The 16156-nt window shown below is 52.7% G+C and carries 15 protein-coding genes; 8 read left to right on the top strand and 7 right to left on the bottom strand.

What is annotated here, in order from left to right; all coding sequences use genetic code 11:
• Positions 1-5: 5 nt before the first annotated feature.
• Positions 6-2090, top strand: a complete 2085-nt coding sequence (locus tag AC6CHM_RS17025; RefSeq protein WP_498173817.1) for a 2Fe-2S iron-sulfur cluster-binding protein — start codon at positions 6-8, stop codon at positions 2088-2090.
• Between the two features lie 124 nt (positions 2091-2214).
• Positions 2215-3105: a LysR family transcriptional regulator gene (locus AC6CHM_RS17020; protein ID WP_498173899.1), complete on the top strand. Its 891-nt coding sequence runs from the start codon at positions 2215-2217 to the stop codon at positions 3103-3105.
• An 83-nt stretch (positions 3106-3188) separates the two neighbouring features.
• Here AC6CHM_RS17020 and AC6CHM_RS17015 read toward each other — a convergent pair whose 3' ends face one another.
• From AC6CHM_RS17015 to AC6CHM_RS17005, 3 genes are read right to left on the bottom strand one after another with little or no spacing between them, the layout of a single operon-like run.
• Positions 3189-3944 carry an ABC transporter ATP-binding protein gene (locus tag AC6CHM_RS17015; protein ID WP_336441356.1) on the bottom strand — a complete coding sequence of 252 codons (756 nt, stop codon included), beginning with the start codon at positions 3942-3944 and terminating at the stop codon, positions 3189-3191.
• Positions 3938-5005: an iron chelate uptake ABC transporter family permease subunit gene (locus tag AC6CHM_RS17010; RefSeq protein WP_115054864.1), complete on the bottom strand. Its 1068-nt coding sequence runs from the start codon at positions 5003-5005 to the stop codon at positions 3938-3940. Before AC6CHM_RS17010 ends, AC6CHM_RS17015 begins: the two co-directional genes overlap by 7 nt.
• Before the next feature lie 5 nt (positions 5006-5010).
• Positions 5011-6144, bottom strand: coding sequence for an ABC transporter substrate-binding protein (locus AC6CHM_RS17005; protein ID WP_498173816.1), 1134 nt, complete (start codon positions 6142-6144; stop codon positions 5011-5013).
• A 109-nt stretch (positions 6145-6253) separates the two neighbouring features.
• Between AC6CHM_RS17005 and AC6CHM_RS17000 the strand changes: the two genes are divergently transcribed.
• On the top strand, positions 6254-7075 hold the full coding sequence (locus AC6CHM_RS17000) for a class I SAM-dependent methyltransferase (RefSeq protein WP_498173815.1): 822 nt from the start codon (positions 6254-6256) through the stop codon (positions 7073-7075).
• A gap of 57 nt (positions 7076-7132) precedes the next feature.
• Here AC6CHM_RS17000 and AC6CHM_RS16995 read toward each other — a convergent pair whose 3' ends face one another.
• The 4 genes from AC6CHM_RS16995 to AC6CHM_RS16980 all read right to left on the bottom strand — a co-directional run bounded on the left by AC6CHM_RS16995 (position 7133) and on the right by AC6CHM_RS16980 (position 9797).
• Entirely contained in the window at positions 7133-7822 is a 690-nt protein-coding gene (locus tag AC6CHM_RS16995; protein WP_498173814.1) for a hypothetical protein, read from the bottom strand.
• Between the two features lie 32 nt (positions 7823-7854).
• Complete coding sequence (locus tag AC6CHM_RS16990) at positions 7855-8196, bottom strand: hypothetical protein (protein ID WP_498173813.1); 342 nt, start codon at positions 8194-8196, stop codon at positions 7855-7857.
• Between the two features lie 16 nt (positions 8197-8212).
• Positions 8213-8512 carry a hypothetical protein gene (locus AC6CHM_RS16985; protein ID WP_337353322.1) on the bottom strand — a complete coding sequence of 100 codons (300 nt, stop codon included), beginning with the start codon at positions 8510-8512 and terminating at the stop codon, positions 8213-8215.
• 148 nt (positions 8513-8660) lie between these two features.
• Positions 8661-9797, bottom strand: a complete 1137-nt coding sequence (locus tag AC6CHM_RS16980) for a helix-turn-helix domain-containing protein (RefSeq protein ID WP_498173812.1) — start codon at positions 9795-9797, stop codon at positions 8661-8663.
• Between the two features lie 559 nt (positions 9798-10356).
• Between AC6CHM_RS16980 and AC6CHM_RS16975 the strand changes: the two genes are divergently transcribed.
• The 5 genes from AC6CHM_RS16975 to AC6CHM_RS16955 are packed head-to-tail and all read left to right on the top strand — an operon-like array spanning position 10357 to position 16149.
• Entirely contained in the window at positions 10357-11370 is a 1014-nt protein-coding gene (locus AC6CHM_RS16975; RefSeq protein ID WP_115054869.1) for an NAD-dependent epimerase/dehydratase family protein, read from the top strand.
• Positions 11370-12356: a UDP-glucose 4-epimerase GalE gene (galE, locus tag AC6CHM_RS16970; RefSeq protein WP_337353502.1), complete on the top strand. Its 987-nt coding sequence runs from the start codon at positions 11370-11372 to the stop codon at positions 12354-12356. Before AC6CHM_RS16975 ends, galE begins: the two co-directional genes overlap by 1 nt.
• On the top strand, positions 12353-14200 hold the full coding sequence (locus AC6CHM_RS16965; RefSeq protein ID WP_337353324.1) for a glycosyltransferase family 2 protein: 1848 nt from the start codon (positions 12353-12355) through the stop codon (positions 14198-14200). Before galE ends, AC6CHM_RS16965 begins: the two co-directional genes overlap by 4 nt.
• Positions 14201-14213: 13 nt before the next feature.
• Positions 14214-15623, top strand: coding sequence for a UDP-glucose dehydrogenase family protein (locus tag AC6CHM_RS16960; protein ID WP_337353325.1), 1410 nt, complete (start codon positions 14214-14216; stop codon positions 15621-15623).
• Positions 15610-16149: a DUF995 domain-containing protein gene (locus tag AC6CHM_RS16955; RefSeq protein WP_115054872.1), complete on the top strand. Its 540-nt coding sequence runs from the start codon at positions 15610-15612 to the stop codon at positions 16147-16149. Before AC6CHM_RS16960 ends, AC6CHM_RS16955 begins: the two co-directional genes overlap by 14 nt.
• Positions 16150-16156 lie beyond the last annotated feature (7 nt).

Here is a 16156-nt window from a genome sequence, read left to right as displayed (position 1 = left end):
GAGCCATGTCGGTCAACGGCCAAGTTGTATATGAGCTGGCGGTATCGCCATGGCACGAAGGCGAAAAGAAACTCCAGAACGCTGTCGGTGTTTTGGATAAAATGGAAGATATTGGGCGGCGATTCATCCGGGACCGCTTGATCGAACAGCACCGGAATTTTTATCCACAACTGCCTTTTGTGGTTGTCGGTGCCGTAGATGGCAATGGTGATCCATGGGCTACGTTTTTGGCAGGTAAGCCCGGGTTCATGAGCGCCACAAATGAGCACAGTCTTAAAATTGCTGCCCTCCGCGATCCCGGTGATCCGGCCGTTTTCGGTATGAATGATGGGGATTCCATTGGTATTCTGGGCATAGAACTTCATACGCGACGCCGAAACCGGCTGAATGGTATCGTCGCCAACTGCACTGACGCGCAAATCGATCTTCAAGTTGTGCATAGTTTCGGGAATTGCCCCCGGTATATCCAGTATCGGGATTATGAGTTCGTTCGTGATCCAGCCGTTGAATTCCACACCACTGCGGAAGTGCTTGACGGGCTTGATGAGGAAGCCAGAGATCTGATCTTGAAGGCGGATACGTTCTTTGTTGCCTCTTATGCACAGGTCGAAGGCAATCGCCAGGTCGACGTATCGCATCGGGGCGGAAAACCTGGTTTCGTTCGTATCGGACCAGATGGTCTTCTCACGATTCCCGATTTTAACGGCAATCTGTTCTTCAACACGCTGGGCAACATTGCCTTGAATGGTCGCGCCGGACTGGTGTTTGCAAGCTTTGATACAGGGGAAGTTTTGCAGATGAGTGGGCGAGCCGAGGTCATTCTCGATTCTCCCGAAATTGCCGCCTTTCAGGGCGCTGAACGATTATGGAATTTTCGCCCCGAACGCATTGTGAGAAGACGCGAGGCGCTGCCACTGCGCTGGGCAACCCGACGAAATGGTGAAAGCCCCTTTTCAACGATGACAGGTGATTGGCACCAAGCAGCCAATCGCCAGAGGGCCACCGAACTTGCGAAGGCCTGGCGGCCTTTTAGAGTAGATCGGATCGTCGATGAAAGTTCGGTTATAAAGTCCATTTATCTTTCGCCGAACGACGGGGCAGGGTTGATTCCTCACGCCGCGGGCCAGCATCTTCCTGTACGCATTTCCATCGATAAAGAAAGCGCCCCTCTTATCAGGACATATACGCTTTCGGTTGCACCATCGGACGGAGTGTACCGGATCAGTGTGAAAAAGGATGGCCGGATATCCGGGGTTCTGCATCAATTGAAAGTTGGATCTATCATAGAGGCTCGCACACCTGCGGGCGGCTTTACCATTGATCCACTGGAGCCACGACCAGTTGTGTTGTTGGCAGCTGGTATTGGCATCACGCCAATGTTGGCAATGCTTCGGCACCTTGTTTATGAGGGTCGGAGAAAACAGAGAATGCGCAAAACCTGGATGATTTATTCCGCTCGCACAAAGGCCGAGCAAGGGTTTGGCGCCGAGCTTGCGGATTTGGTGTTCGAAGCCAATGGAGCAGTTCGTCTCGTAAAAGTCCTTTCAGCGACCGAAGATGCGACGCACGGCGTCGACTTCGATGAAGCGGGGCGCATCAATATAGAGCTGATTAAAAAAGTTTTGCCCTTCGACGATTTCGATTTCTATCTGTGCGGGCCGTCCGCTTTCATGCAGGACACCTACTCTGCTTTGCGATCCTTGAATGTGCCTGACAAACGCATTTTTGCCGAGAGCTTCGGTCCCGGATCAATCTCCAGACAAGCGGATGCAGATAGGGTAGACGGAAATGAAAGTCTGGCTCCCTCGACGGTCTCCGTACCGGTCATTTTTACTGAATCTGCCAAGGAAACCCGATGGCTCCCTGAAAGCGGAACGCTGCTGGAACTTGCCGAAGCACGGGGTCTGACTCCCGAATTTAGCTGCCGGAGCGGAACTTGCGGAACTTGCGTGACTAAACTTGTCAAAGGAAACGTGGCATACAAAAAGCCTCCGGAAGCTGCGATAGGCGATGGCGAGGTCCTGATATGCAGTGCCTATCCGGCATCTGTCGGAAATGAAGGCGCTGGTGGATTACAGATCGCGCTTTAAGACTCCTCGGTGGCCCATACGGGTGGCATTTTCATTATTTCAGTGATGTGCTGCCTCGCACACTTGTACCCAACCGTTAGTTCTTGCACGATCCTTCGTGATTACTCGAAGGACGAGGTAGATGGTGGACCGTTGGCAGGCAATGCGAATATTTGTAAAAGTGGCAGAGACCGAAAGTTTTGCTGAATCAGCACGTCAATTGCACATGAGTCCACCGGCCGTAACGCGTGCAGTGGCTGCTCTAGAAGATATAATTGGTGCAAGGCTCTTTGTTCGCACCACACGTTCAGTAAAGCTGACAGAGCCGGGAAATCGCTATCTGGAAGATTGCCGCCGAATTTTGTCTGACATAGTCGAGGCAGAGGCCGCAGCTGCGGGTTCCTATGCGAAACCGTCGGGGACACTCGCTGTTACCGCATCGATGCTGTTCGGTCAGATGTATGTCCTTCCAATAATGCACGAGTATCTCGGCAGCTATCCGGCGGTCAACGGCCGCATTCTTTTTGTCGATCGTCCGGTCAACATCGTTGAAGAGGGGATCGACGTTGCGGTTCGCATTGGCCATCTTCCAGACTCAGGCTTTTCGGCAACCAAAGTCGGTTTGGTGCGGCGGGTCGTTTGTGGAGCTCCAGCGTATTTCAGGGAGCGTGGTATTCCGTTGACGCCTGCTGACCTCAAGAATCATCGCATTATTTCTTCGACAGGCGCCTGGGCATCGCCAGAGTGGCGCTTCGCCAATGATCAACGGGTAACCATACAGACATGGTTACAATCCAATACAAACGAGGCGGCCATCACAACCGCAGCGGCCGGTTTCGGCCTTACGCGCGTGCTCCATTATCAGATTGGCCCAGCCTTATTGGAAGAAAAATTGCAAATTGTGCTTGCCGATTATGAGGAAGCGCCGCTGCCCATTCACGTTCTTCATCCCGAGGGGCGCCAGGCTCCAGCAAAGGTAAGGGCCTTCGTGGAGCTGGCAGTAACGCGACTTCGTGAAAGCAGACTGCTGAATTAAGCTCCTACCGCTCTCGCATCCGTGGTTCTGCGCGCGATTGTGCGCAGTTTGGAGTTCGTCACAGGCCAGAAATTACTCCGCAGTCAAACCACGGCCCCATCGACAATAACCATAGGCCTTCCCTTCGAACAGTTCTCAATGCGCGCCTCGACGCGATAGATATCACGAAGAAGTACTTCCGATATCACGTCATGAGTCGGCCCGCTTGCAATCATTGAGCCATCAGCAATCACGATCGTCTGGTCGCAATAGCGCAGAGCATGGTTGAGATCGTGTAACGCGATCATGACTGTGAGCCCCGATTGCGCAGCAAGGTTCTTCATGAAACCAAGAACTTCGACCTGTCTGAAAAGGTCAAGCGCTGAAGTGGGCTCATCCATCAGCAACACCTCGGGTTTGCGGATCAAGGCCTGTGCAATCGAAACAAGCTGACGCTGCCCACCTGATAGTTCGCCAAGACCTTTGAAGGCGAGCGCTTCGATCTTGAGCGCCGCTAGGATATGGTCGATCTCGCGAAGTTCCCTGTCGTGGACTTTCCAGCCGGAACCCTGCTTGGCGGCCAGTAGTATGGACTCATAGACAGTCAAAACCGCATTGGCTCCGGTATCCTGAGGCATGTAGCAGATTGTTTCCGAACCTTTTTCCGTATCAGACAAGTGAACCAGACCTGCTCCGGAGATAAGACCGGCAATGCGTTTGAATAGCGTTGACTTGCCCGCGGCATTCGGCCCGATAACAGCGGTCATACTGCCAGCCTTCAAAACATCGGTGGTGACATCGGCAAGTACTTTATGCTTGCCATATTGCGCACCCAGCTGTTCCAGGGCAATGCTTACCATGACTTCTTCCGATGTGTGAAAATGAGCACGAAGAAAAACGGCACGCCGACCAAAGCTGTCATGACCCCGATCGGCAGCATGGCGCCAGGTATCAATGTCTTGCTTACAACTGACGTTGCCGACAAGAGAAGTGCCCCGCAGAGGGCGGAAGCGGGAAGAAAGAAGCGTTGATCTTCACCGACCAGCATACGCGCAATATGAGGTCCCACCAGGCCAATAAAACCGATGGTACCGACGAACGAAACGGGAATGGCTGCCAGAAGGCTGACTGTCATCATGGTTTCCAGACGCAAGCGACGCACATTGATGCCAAGGCTTGCTGCCTTGTCTTCTCCCAGACGCAATGCCGTCAGCGCCCAGGCACGTCTTGCAAAGAGGGGCATGACGACAATTACGATGGCAGCGGTTATGGCGACTTTGGGCCAGGTTGCTTTGGTCAGACTACCCATCGTCCAGAACACCACAGCCGCCAATGCTTGTTCGGAGGCAAGATATTCGAGCAGTGATAGAAGCGCGTTGAATGTGAAGACCAACGCGATCCCGAGCAGCACAATTGTTTCCACGGCAACGCCGCGCATTGTAGAGGCAAAATGGATAAACAAAGCTGCGAGCATAGCCATCAAGAAAGCGTTGATCGGCACCATGAATTGCGTCGCCAGCGGAAACACGGCGACCCCTCCGACTAGTGCGAGCGCCGCACCAAAGCCAGCTGCGGCCGAGATGCCTAAGGTAAAGGGGCTGGCAAGTGGGTTGGCAAGGATTGTTTGCATTTGTGCGCCAGCCACGGAAAGCGAGGCACCCACCGTCAGCGCCATGAGCGCAATCGGCATGCGTATGTCCCATATAACCACACGAAGCTGGTCGGTAGCGGCGAAGGGACTAAAAAGGGTCGCCAATACCTCCGAAAGCGAATAATTCGCAGGCCCAAGAGCCATATCAACGGACACGCTCAGAAATAGGCCTGCGACCAACAGAGCAATGAGCACTGTGCGGCGTAGAACCAACATTCGATATGCTGCCTGCCCCGTATGCGCGGGGTTCTCGGCGATAATGGCAACCATCCGATCTATTGCCCGTCTTTAAGCGAAACGAAATAACCGGACTTATAATCAAGCGGCAAAAAGCGCGTGTGCAGCTCCTTGAATGTCGCCGTTGGGTCGAGGTCTGCGAAAAGATCTGGATGCAGCCATTTCGCAATTTCCTGAATCGCGACGAACTGATAGGGATTATTGTAGAATTGATGCCAGATGGCGTGAACATTGCCCTCTTTGACAGCCTTGACACCCGTGAATGCAGGGCGTTTTGTCAGGGCATCAAGCTTGCGCCGTGCTTCCTTTTCGTCGGCACCGTAGCCTACGCCGACCCAGTTACCGCCAGGTACATACCCTTCCCAATTGCCGCCAGTAATAATGATCTGATCGGGATTGGACGCGATAATCTGTTCAGGGTGGACGTTTCCGAAAGTGCCCGGGATAATATCCTTCGCCATGTTAATGCCGCCAGCCGTTTCAACCATCTTGCCGAAGTTCTCATTGCCGAACGACATGCAACAATCATCCGAATAGCCGCCAGCGCGCTCTATGAACACCAAGGGCTTCGGGGCATTGGCCTTTGCCAGCACCTCCGTAACCTTTGCGATGTTGTCAGCCCGGAATTTGACGAACTCTTCGGCCTTATCTTCTTTACCGAAAAGCTTGCCGATAATACGGATGCTTGCTTCGGTATTTTCCATCGGCTTTTCGCGGAAATCGATATAGACGATCGGAATTCCCACCTTGCCAAGCTTTTCAATATATCCGGCCTCTTCGGTGGCGGTCTTGGCATCAACATTCATGATGATGACGTCAGGCTTCAAGGAGACAGCCTGCTCGACGTCAAATGTCCCGTCTTTCATGCCGCCGAAAGTCGGAATCTTGGCAATTGAAGGATCTTTTTCCAGGTAGGCCGAATAACTCTCGGGATCGGCTTTGGGGAGATCGTCGCGCCAGCCTACGACACGCTTGAATGGATTGTCACGATCCAGGATTGCCGTGAAATATACCTGTCGGCCTTCACCTAAAATGACGTGCTCGACAGGAACATTGACCTCCACATTACGACCGGTAATGTCTTTAATCGATATTTTATCTGCGAGCGCCGCACTCGACAAAATCACAGACCAACCCATGGCGGCAAAAGCCACCTTGCCAAACAAACGCATCGCTCGTACTCCATGAAAACTCAGGCGTTCTATTATTTTATGACTTCGCAAGTCAACATATAAGATATGCCATTCGAAACATTAGCACTTGATGCGGTATGGGACACAGATGGCAAACGGCCTTGTCGATGGAACAAACTATAATCTGCGGGACGAAATCAAAGCATACTGGTCGGAGCGTGCATCAACCTTCGATTTGTCGCCCGGTCACGAGATATTTTCGGAAAAAGAACGGGCCGCATGGCATGATCTGATTTCCCGGCATCTGGGGCGCGGTGAAGGTCGAGCGGCTTTGGATCTTGCATGCGGAACGGCAGTGGTATCCCATCTGCTTGACGACCTCGGCTTCTCGGTAACCGGTATGGATTGGGCCGAGCCGATGCTAAAGCGGGCTCGCGAAAAAGTAGCGACCAGGGGACGGAACATAACGTTCAGACTGGGCGATGCAGAAAATACCATGGAGCCAGACAGCCACTATGACGTCATCACAAATCGTCATCTGGTTTGGACATTGGTTGATCCGACAGCTGCGTTTGCAGAATGGTACCGAATTCTCAAACCGGGCGGTCAGCTCCTAATCGTTGATGGCGATTTCGTAAACGTCAGCCTCAAGGAACAGATCGTGACGAAACTCTCCACATTCTTCCAGCGACTGGGCATTGCTTCTGCAGAAACTGCGAAAATGTCACCCCAGCTTTTAGAAACTCACCGGAACATTCTTTCGCGCGTTCATTTCTCAAAGGGTGCACGGGCTGGCGCAGTTGCCGAGCTATTGGTCGAAGCTGGCTTCGAATCGGTTCAGATTGACAGCAATCTGCGCCGGATATTTCGCGCCCAGGCCAAGCATCTTGGCTTCTGGAAAGGCGTGGCGCGTATCACGCAACATCGCTACGCCATCGTGGCAACGAAGGGCGGCACCAGTTCGCGATAGACAGTCCGGTTCGCCGACAGCGACGGGTGACAGCACTGACGGCTTGCATTCCAGCTTTCACGCGGGCTTGGGTTGCCCCGGAATGGATGTATTGGTGACAGAGATCGGATCGCTCCCGGGAAAACTTTGCTCCAGTCCCTCATCCAACTGTTCATTCAGCGTGTCGGCATCCTCTGCCCGTCCAGCTGTACGTCTGCCTTGTGGTGCGGGTTCGGCGGTTTCTCCGAATGCTGCGATTTGTACCAGCATCGCCTTGGCCCTTGCGATGAGTGCATCACCATCATCGCCCTGCGTGCCCTTAACTGTAACAACGACAGATTCTCTGCCTTCGCCAAGGAATTCTATCCGTGTAAGCCCTTCCGTTGCATCTGGCGTTACCAATGTACCTAGAATTTGCATTTCGGCCTCCTCATTGTCGTTATCACGTGAACCCGGCTCGATCATTCCTTCCAGCGGAACAGGAACCAGTTCACCATCTGGCCGATAGTCTTTCAGGAGAGGATCCGCGGGTGGGACGGGACCTGCTGGTTGTTCGGCTTCTCCAGTATGCGACGGTGCTGCTGTCATCAGGCGTGAGTACTGCACCAGCAACTGTCTTGCTCGTGCGATAATCTCGCTATCGACCAGATCGCTGGGGTGTTCCAAACCTACCTCGACGTGAATTGCATCATCGGTGATAAATCCCACCGTCCTTTGATTACGATGCTCCGCGCTTTGCCTGACGATAGTTTCCATAATCTTTGCCATGCATATTCCCCTGTGGTTTTGCTCAAGACGATTCAGCGTGATAAGTACCTGCCTAAAAGAAAAGCCGCGCCTGCAGCATAAGCCATGTATGGCAGAGGGTTAGCTCGAATACGGCTCCTGAGTTCTTCCTGTGCCAATGACGGTGAATCAACCACAATATCTCTGGCGCCGGACGATAGAAGCATTGCCGATTCCTTTAAGCGCTCTATCTCATGTTTCAGAGCTGTCAGGCGAAACCCAAGTTCAGTATCTGCGCCGCGGCGATCAGTGAGAGACTCATCGACTTTGCCAAGTACTTCGTCGGTGAGAGGCGTCTCCGAGCGGGCGGTAATGTCGACGAGATTTGGTATCGGTACTGTTGGGTCGTTTTGCATCGCTTCCTCTTGGAAATTAGATTTGATCGTTATACGGCTTCTTGTTTTCGCCCACTGCTTTGGCAAGGGCGCTGAAAGACAGATCGTCACCGCGTTGATTGGCTTCTTGAAGAAACCTGATTGGGAAAGTGACTGCATCGCGCTGGGGAGGCGTGAGGCTCTCAAAAAAACGCTCGTCGCTGGAGGCTGCAACTTCTGCAGCCTGGAGAGCGGTGTCAATTTCACCGTCTGAAAGTACGCCCTTGGCGATAAGCAGCTTATTCAGGGAAGCTATAGCAAGGCATATGCCCTGTATTTGAAGATTGCCGGTGTCCATCCTACGCTCCAAAAATATTCGCTAGAATATAGAAGTGGTGAACGCGAGCATGGTTCCATTATGGTCGGTGAGGAATCATTGGATCGGCAATCTCCAGCAATTGCAGATGTATAAGGTTGCTGTCGTGCTGCAGGTCAGCCGGTCCCGTTCATGACAGCCCGAGTGTTCGCAACAGACTTTCGAATGTGATCTCTGGCTGCTTGTCCGGTTGCCAAACCGGGCGCGTGGGGTCCATTGACGCTCGCTTGTGTATATTGCTAGGGCTATAGCCAAATTGCTGCGTAAAGGCGCGACTGAAGTTCGCAGCTGAATCAAAGCCGATTGCCAAACCAACTTCGGCGATTTTTCTTGTATCTGTGGGATCCGCCAACATGGCATGTGCTGCAGACAGGCGTCGCCGCCGAATATAGTTCGCAACGCCGCCGGACATTTCGAAAAGTTCGTAAAGCCGTGTTCTCGAGATCGCCAGTTCCCGTCCAAGAGCATCCGGCGTCAATTCAGGCGAGGCAAGATTGTTCAAAATGAAGCGTCTTGCTCGCGTTATCAATCCAATTTGCGAAATCTGATCGGTGGCGCCATCATGGTCTACCAAAGGAGTGATTGCATCAAACACCATCTCTTGAAGGCGTTCCTTGACACTCGGAAGATCATCATAAGTGAAACGATCAAGATTGGCTTCGACACTCGACATATGGTCAATTAAAAGTCTGGCTCGATGTCCCCCTAAAACGATGTTGTTCCTTGCCGTCGTCAGGCCGCCTCGAACGGCAAACACGTCGACCGGAATAATCAGGCTTAGCGAATCCGTTGCCAACGCACGCCCGCTGAACGGATGGCCGAGTGACCGTATTTCAATCATTCCCGGTTCATTTTGTGCAACCCGTCCATTAACGCCGGTCCAGGTGCGACCGGCACGAAGGAGTGTGATCTGCCAATGGTCAATTGAACTGAATCGTACCGTATCCGGCGAGCGTTCATAACTGAAAGCTGGTGCAGTTTGCTGCAGGAACAACATGCCGCCCAAATTCCACACAATTTGTCGAGCGACAAACCCGTCTGCTAGATCAACATCATCCGGCAGACGCGTATCGGCCAGTGGGGCCATATATTCCTGCCAGGCAGGAAATTGCTCGCGTGCCGTTAATTTTTCCGTCTCAAAACGCAATGGAAGCAACGCAGGCGTTTTCAAGTCATCTTCGCCGACGGGATATTCCGTCACGCGTGGCCAACGACGTCGTTCCATCGACGTCTGCTTTGGTTGGGAATTATCACCATTGTCAGACATTACTGCCTCCCAGCCGAGACGCGAAGTTCGAACGCCGCCACCTATCACTACGATGGTAGATATTGCGTAGGTGTCTCAGCTCGTCTGCCAAATCTGCAGGGTTCGTCATCTTGAAAGATCGCTTCACACGCCATCCCTATCACGCAGACAGTAAACAAACTCAAAAACACCAAGTGAAAGGATCAGGAAATCTAGTTGTCGCATGTTCCGCTGTCATTTTACTTTGAGTTGTTCATAGATTTAAGTTGCCGCTTTAGGAATTTTACATAGAGAACTTTCTCTTTCATGTAGCACATGTGAATTCCTCCGCACCAAGTCAATCGATTGCCTTTTTGATGCCCGCCAGATCCTGAACCAGGAATGAACAAGTATTCCCGCAAGGCTTGGCAGCCTTTGTATGCGCGCGCGTCGCCACATCCGTTGGCCATCTAATTCATGCTTAATGCCCGCAGCACATGCAAATATGGACGTATTGAATAGTTTCCGGATTCCTCGATATCGATAGGAGGGGGCCTACACGATAATTAAAGCTATCCGCCGCAAATGTTGGGAGAGCTCTGTGGGTATCGTGTTCAATTCATCAAACTTTCCTTCTGATCGTGCCTCAAAAGCGCGGGTTCTTGTCGCTGGCGGTGCTGGGTTTCTGGGATCTCACCTTTGTGATCTTTTGCTGAGGGAAGGCCGGACGGTAGTCTGTGTCGATAATTTCTCTACAGGACGACTGGAAAACATCCGTCATCTGCTGCGCTTTGACACGTTCAGCTATGTGCGCCACGACATCATTGATCCGATCGATCTTCCGGTCGACGAAATATACAATCTCGCTTGTCCGGCGTCACCGCCGCACTATCAAGCAGATCCAATCCATACGATGAAGACCAATGTGATTGGTTCACTGAATCTTCTCCAACTCGCCGCTCGTTATCAGGCCCGGATTTTTCAAGCTTCTACCTCGGAAGTGTATGGCGACCCGCATGTGCACCCACAGCCAGAGAGCTATTGGGGCAATGTCAATTCTTTCGGCCCGCGCTCCTGTTATGATGAAGGCAAGCGTTGTGCCGAAACCCTTTTTTACGACTTCCATAAACAACATGGTGTCGACATCCGTATCGTGCGCATTTTCAATACCTACGGACCACGCATGCGTCCCGATGATGGGCGAGTCGTATCAAATTTCATCACACAGGCGCTTCGGGGTAAAGATATAACCGTGTATGGTGACGGATCTCAGACCCGTTCCTTCTGTTACGTTGACGATCTCATTGATGGCTTTAGCCGGTTGATGTATAGCCCTCGCGCCATTCATACGCCGGTTAATATTGGTAATCCTGGTGAATTCACCGTGCGTGAATTGGCCGAGCAGATTGTCGCGATGACAGGCTCCTCATCCAAAATCGTCTATCACCCTCTTCCTACAGACGATCCTCGCCAACGCCGTCCTGATATTACGTTGGCGGAGCGGGACCTCGGGTGGGCGCCGAAAATTGCGCTGACGGAAGGTCTGAAATCGACAATAACCTATTTCGAACGCCAGCTCGTCAGACCCAATGGGGAACTTGCGGAGGTGGCATGATGAACGCAAAGAACGTCATCGTCGTTGGCGGAGCAGGCTTTATTGGAAGTCACACCGCCAAGCTGCTGTCGAGGCAGGGTTACAGCCCTGTGGTTTATGACAATCTCTCGACAGGGCATCTTGCATCCATACGTTGGGGCACCTTCATAGAAGGTGACATTCTCGACACGCAGCGGCTTACCGACGTTATCGAAGATCACGACCCGATCGCCGTAATTCATTTCGCCGCCTCTGCCTATGTCGGTGAATCCGTCGAGAACCCGGCTAAATATTATCGCAATAATGTTAGCGGGACGCAGTCGCTTCTGGATGCTTGCCGTCTCGCAGGTGCACGCAATGTCATCTTTTCGTCGAGCTGTGCAACCTATGGTATCCCCGATCAATTGCCCATTCGTGAAGCCGAGGTGCAACACCCCATAAATCCCTATGGCCGAACCAAGCTGATTGCGGAGCAAATGCTCGCCGATTATTCGGCTGCCTATGACCTGCAATATGTGGCGCTGCGTTATTTCAATGCCTCCGGGGCGGACATCGACGGCGAAATCGGCGAGAAACATGATCCGGAAACGCATCTCATTCCGCGAGCCATGATGGCTGCAGCGGGCAGTATCGACTTTTTAGAAGTCTTTGGCAGTGATTATGACACGCCTGACGGCACCTGCATTCGTGATTACATCCATGTCGCCGACCTAGCGCGCGCGCACGTGCTGGCAGTCGAACATCTGGTCAACGGCGGTAGCAATCTCGCAATCAATCTCGGCACTGGACACGGAACGTCAATCAAGGACATTCTCGACGCGATCAAGCGTCTGACGGGACGCAACGTACCCGTTGAAATGCGTGCTCGTCGTGCTGGCGATCCTCCTGCGCTTTATGCTGATCCAGCACTTGCAGCAGAAAAGCTAGGTTTTCAGACGTTTTACTCCGATCTTGATACGATCATCCGCACCGCTGCGCCCTTCTTCGGCTTGAAGGTGCTGGCATGAAAGCCCATCGGACAATATTTGAGGCGGCCCCAGATGAGCCTTTGATGGTTCCCGTTTTTACCGGCTGGCGGCGGGCGGAGTATTTGTTCGGGGCACTGTTGTGGGCTGCAGCGCTTTGTTACTTTTGGTACTGGTGGTTTGATCCTGCCAATCATGTAAATCTTGCGGGCTCAATTCTGGTTACGGCCATTCTGGCCTGGGTAACATTATTGCCTGCTTACTTCATCGTTCTGTTTTTTCGGGCACGTCGCCCTAATGGTCCGTTGAAGCTACCGGCGCTAAGCCGCATCGCTATGGTGGTGACCAAGGCGCCGTCGGAACCCTTTGAAATTGTGGCCGAGACTTTGTGCGCCATGCTGGCTCAAGATGTTCCGCATGACACATGGCTTGCCGATGAGGATCCATCTCCTGCAACGCTCGCTTGGTGCGAAAAACATGGTGTTTTTGTTTCCACACGTAAGGGACGCGAGGACTACCATCGCCAAACTTGGCCGCGACGCACGCGCTGCAAAGAAGGTAATCTCGCTTTCTTTTACGACCATTACGGTTATGATTTTTACGATTTCGTAGTGCAACTCGATGCGGATCACGTACCCGAGGCAGACTATCTGTTCCACATGCTGCGCCCCTTTGCCGATGAGGCTGTAGGCTATGTTTCAGCGCCCAGCATTTGCGATCGCAATGCGCGTGAGAGCTGGTCAGCGCGCGGCCGACTTTATGCTGAAGCCAGCATGCACGGATCATTGCAGGCTGGTTACAATAACGGTTTGGCTCCGCTTTGCATCGGTTCGCACTATGCGGTGCGCACGGCGGCACTTAAAGAAATTGGCGGTCTTGGACCGGAATTGGCAGAGGATCACTCGACCACACTGATGATGAATGCCTATGGCTGGCGCGGCGTGCATGCACTTGACGCTATTGCACATGGTGACGGGCCGCGCACCTTTGCCGATCTCATCACGCAGGAGTTTCAGTGGTCGCGCAGTCTCATGATGATTCTGCTCCAGTATTCACCAAAATTGGTTGGCAAGTTACCGCCGCGATTGAAGTTCCAGTTTTTGTTCTCGCAGTTCTGGTATCCGCTATTTTCCCTTTTCATGGCGTTAATGTTTGTCTTGCCGATCATTGCGCTGATGGTAGGAGACAGCTTCGTTGCAGTCACCTATCCTGCCTTCCTGGACCATTTTCTGCCTCAGGCGATCATGCTGATTGTTCTGGCTTATCGCTGGCGCGCGTCTGGCACGTTCCGCTCGTATGATGCAAAAATACTGAGCATGGAAATGACCTTGTTCTTGTTTGCGCGCTGGCCATGGGCGCTCGCTGGAACCCTGGCGGCACTTCGGGATTGGTCAACCGGCTCATTCGTGGATTTCCGCGTCACGCCGAAGGGAGCTTCCGAAGTCGATCCACTGCCATTCCGTGTTCTGGCTCCTTATGGGTTCTTGGCGGTTCTCTCCATCCTGCCAGTAATACTCATCCCAGATGCAAGTGACAGCAGCCGTGGCTTCTATGTGTTCGCCATCATCAACGCCGTGATTTATGCGTTGCTCCTGTTTGTTATCGTTTTGCAGCATGCGCGGGAGAACACCGTCCGTTACCGTACGCGAGTTTATCGCCCGGCGGTTGCGGCAAGCCTTCTTGCTCTTCTGGCTCTGCCAAGCTTTGCAACCATTGAACGGGGCCGCGATGGCGTTGAGGCGCTCGCATGGGGAACCCAAAGCTTCTCTCTATTTGATGACCGCTTTGCCGTTGCCGGCGCAGGTGTCGGCGGACGCGATGTTCACAAGACCATATTCAATCCGCGTTGGCGCACCAACGACCGCAACAACTTGAAACAACAGTAAAGGCAGTCAACACATGAAAATCGCAGTCATAGGAACAGGCTACGTTGGATTGGTCAGCGGGACTTGCTTCGCCGCCTGGGGCCACGAGGTGGTATGCGTCGATAAGAACGCACAGAAAATAAACAATTTGGAACGCGGAATCGTACCGATTTACGAGCCGGGTCTGGACGAGTTGGTGGAACGCAATTCAGCGGCGGGCCGGTTAAGATTTACATGTAATCTAGCGGAAGCGTTGGCGGGGGCATCGATTATTTTCATTGCAGTGGGCACACCGCCGCGCGCTGGCCACGGGGATGCCGATCTGTCCTTCGTTTACATGGCCGCTCGGGAACTGGCGCCACTCATTGATGACGATGCTGTCGTGGTCATCAAATCAACGGTCCCGGTGGGAACCGGAGATGTTGTGCAAAAGATCATTGAGTCGGTGCGCAAAACCGGCACTTTCTCAGTTGCGTCCAATCCTGAATTCTTGCGTGAGGGCGTCGCTATCCGTGACTTTCTCGAGCCAGACCGTGTCGTGATCGGAGTCGAAGATGAGCGTGGCCGCAAGGTCCTCATGGAACTTTATAGTGCGCCGCTCGAAGCACGCAAGACGCCCATCGTGGTCACCCAGCGCCGGACTTCGGAACTGATCAAATATGCCGCCAACGCGTTTCTTGCGACAAAAATCACCTTTATCAATGAACTTGCTGATCTTTGCGAGCAGGTTGGCAGTAATGTCAGTGAATTGGCGCTAGGCATGGGCCTCGATAAGCGCATTGGAACAAGCTTCCTCAATGCAGGGCCTGGCTATGGCGGTTCTTGTTTTCCAAAAGATACAATGGCGCTTTTACGTACAGCCCAAGACTATGGTGTGGCTGTCCGCATTGTTGAAGAAACGGTCACCGCCAATGAGGCGCGCAAACGTCGCATGGCCTTGAAGGTTGTTGATGCTCTGGACGGTGATATCGAAGGCCGAACGATAGCGGTTCTAGGTCTTACTTTCAAACCCGATACCGATGACATGCGTGACGCACCTTCGGTTCCACTTATCGAAACCCTGCAACGTTTTGGCGCTGTTATTCGCGCCCATGATCCTGTGGGTATGGAAAATGCCAGTCGCATCCTCTCAGATGTCGAGTTTTTTGACGATGCCTATGAATGCGCGCACAACGCCGATGCGGTCGTCGTCATTACGGAATGGGATAGCATCCGCAAAATTGATCTTGCACGTCTGAAGCAGACCATGCGTCAGGCAGTATTGATCGACCTCAGAAATGCTTTTGAACAGGGCGTCGCTGAGGGAATTGGGTTTCGTGTATCAGCCATCGGTCAATCGACGACAGCTCGATTTGATAAAAATACTTCCGCCGCGATTCATAAAGGACGCAAAGCGGAAAAGCCTCATCTCGAGATAGCAGGAGTTTCCAATGACAATCGCTAGAACTGGAAAGATTCGGACAGGCTTTCGCACAATAACAGCAATTGTCTGCGCCTTGACTTGGGTTTCCACGCCAGCGACTGCAGCGCGAGCGTCTGAACAGCCGGGAACTCGCCCCATGATGGCTTTCGAAATCTACAATCTTTATAAAAACAAGAGCTGGCAGTGGGACGACGGCGCCGGTCATATGACTGATGCAGGACGGCAATTCAGTGCATGGGCCGATGGTGAAAAAGGCGAATCCTGGGCTGAAGGGCGTTGGGTCATCTCTGAGACAGGCCTGTTGTGTTTCAACGCAACATGGCATTCCAAACAGGGTTCGTTTCCGGCCAAGTCCTGTTTTTCACATCGTGTCGGCAATGGAACAATCTACCAGAAGCGCGAGCCAGATGGTGAATGGTATGTATTCAGGCACACCGAAGCCCGCGAAAACGATGAAGCGAGTAAGCTGATTTCCGCCGATCTCGTTTCTCAAAAACGTGACAGCATTAAAACCGCGCTTGGCGCGGAACAATTATCCAAACAATAAGAAAAGG

Source organism: Phyllobacterium sp. GQ127, from assembly GCF_059758635.1.
The sequence above is the reverse complement of the archived record's forward strand: the minus strand, read 5'-3'. Positions and strand labels throughout refer to the sequence as shown.

What these genes read in the sequence shown, in the direction of transcription:
- galE (WP_337353502.1), top strand. Translation starts at nt 11,370, where the DNA reads ATGAACGCAAAGAACGTCATCGTCGTTGGCGGAGCAGGCTTTATTGGA.
- AC6CHM_RS16985 (WP_337353322.1), bottom strand. Translation starts at nt 8,512, where the DNA reads ATGGACACCGGCAATCTTCAAATACAGGGCATATGCCTTGCTATAGCT.
- AC6CHM_RS17005 (WP_498173816.1), bottom strand. Translation starts at nt 6,144, where the DNA reads ATGCGTTTGTTTGGCAAGGTGGCTTTTGCCGCCATGGGTTGGTCTGTG.
- AC6CHM_RS16965 (WP_337353324.1), top strand. Translation starts at nt 12,353, where the DNA reads ATGAAAGCCCATCGGACAATATTTGAGGCGGCCCCAGATGAGCCTTTG.
- AC6CHM_RS17025 (WP_498173817.1), top strand. Translation starts at nt 6, where the DNA reads ATGTCGGTCAACGGCCAAGTTGTATATGAGCTGGCGGTATCGCCATGG.
- AC6CHM_RS16995 (WP_498173814.1), bottom strand. Translation starts at nt 7,822, where the DNA reads ATGGCAAAGATTATGGAAACTATCGTCAGGCAAAGCGCGGAGCATCGT.
- AC6CHM_RS16990 (WP_498173813.1), bottom strand. Translation starts at nt 8,196, where the DNA reads ATGCAAAACGACCCAACAGTACCGATACCAAATCTCGTCGACATTACC.
- AC6CHM_RS17010 (WP_115054864.1), bottom strand. Translation starts at nt 5,005, where the DNA reads ATGGTTGCCATTATCGCCGAGAACCCCGCGCATACGGGGCAGGCAGCA.
- AC6CHM_RS16955 (WP_115054872.1), top strand. Translation starts at nt 15,610, where the DNA reads ATGACAATCGCTAGAACTGGAAAGATTCGGACAGGCTTTCGCACAATA.
- AC6CHM_RS17000 (WP_498173815.1), top strand. Translation starts at nt 6,254, where the DNA reads ATGGCAAACGGCCTTGTCGATGGAACAAACTATAATCTGCGGGACGAA.
- AC6CHM_RS16980 (WP_498173812.1), bottom strand. Translation starts at nt 9,797, where the DNA reads ATGTCTGACAATGGTGATAATTCCCAACCAAAGCAGACGTCGATGGAA.
- AC6CHM_RS16960 (WP_337353325.1), top strand. Translation starts at nt 14,214, where the DNA reads ATGAAAATCGCAGTCATAGGAACAGGCTACGTTGGATTGGTCAGCGGG.
- AC6CHM_RS17015 (WP_336441356.1), bottom strand. Translation starts at nt 3,944, where the DNA reads ATGGTAAGCATTGCCCTGGAACAGCTGGGTGCGCAATATGGCAAGCAT.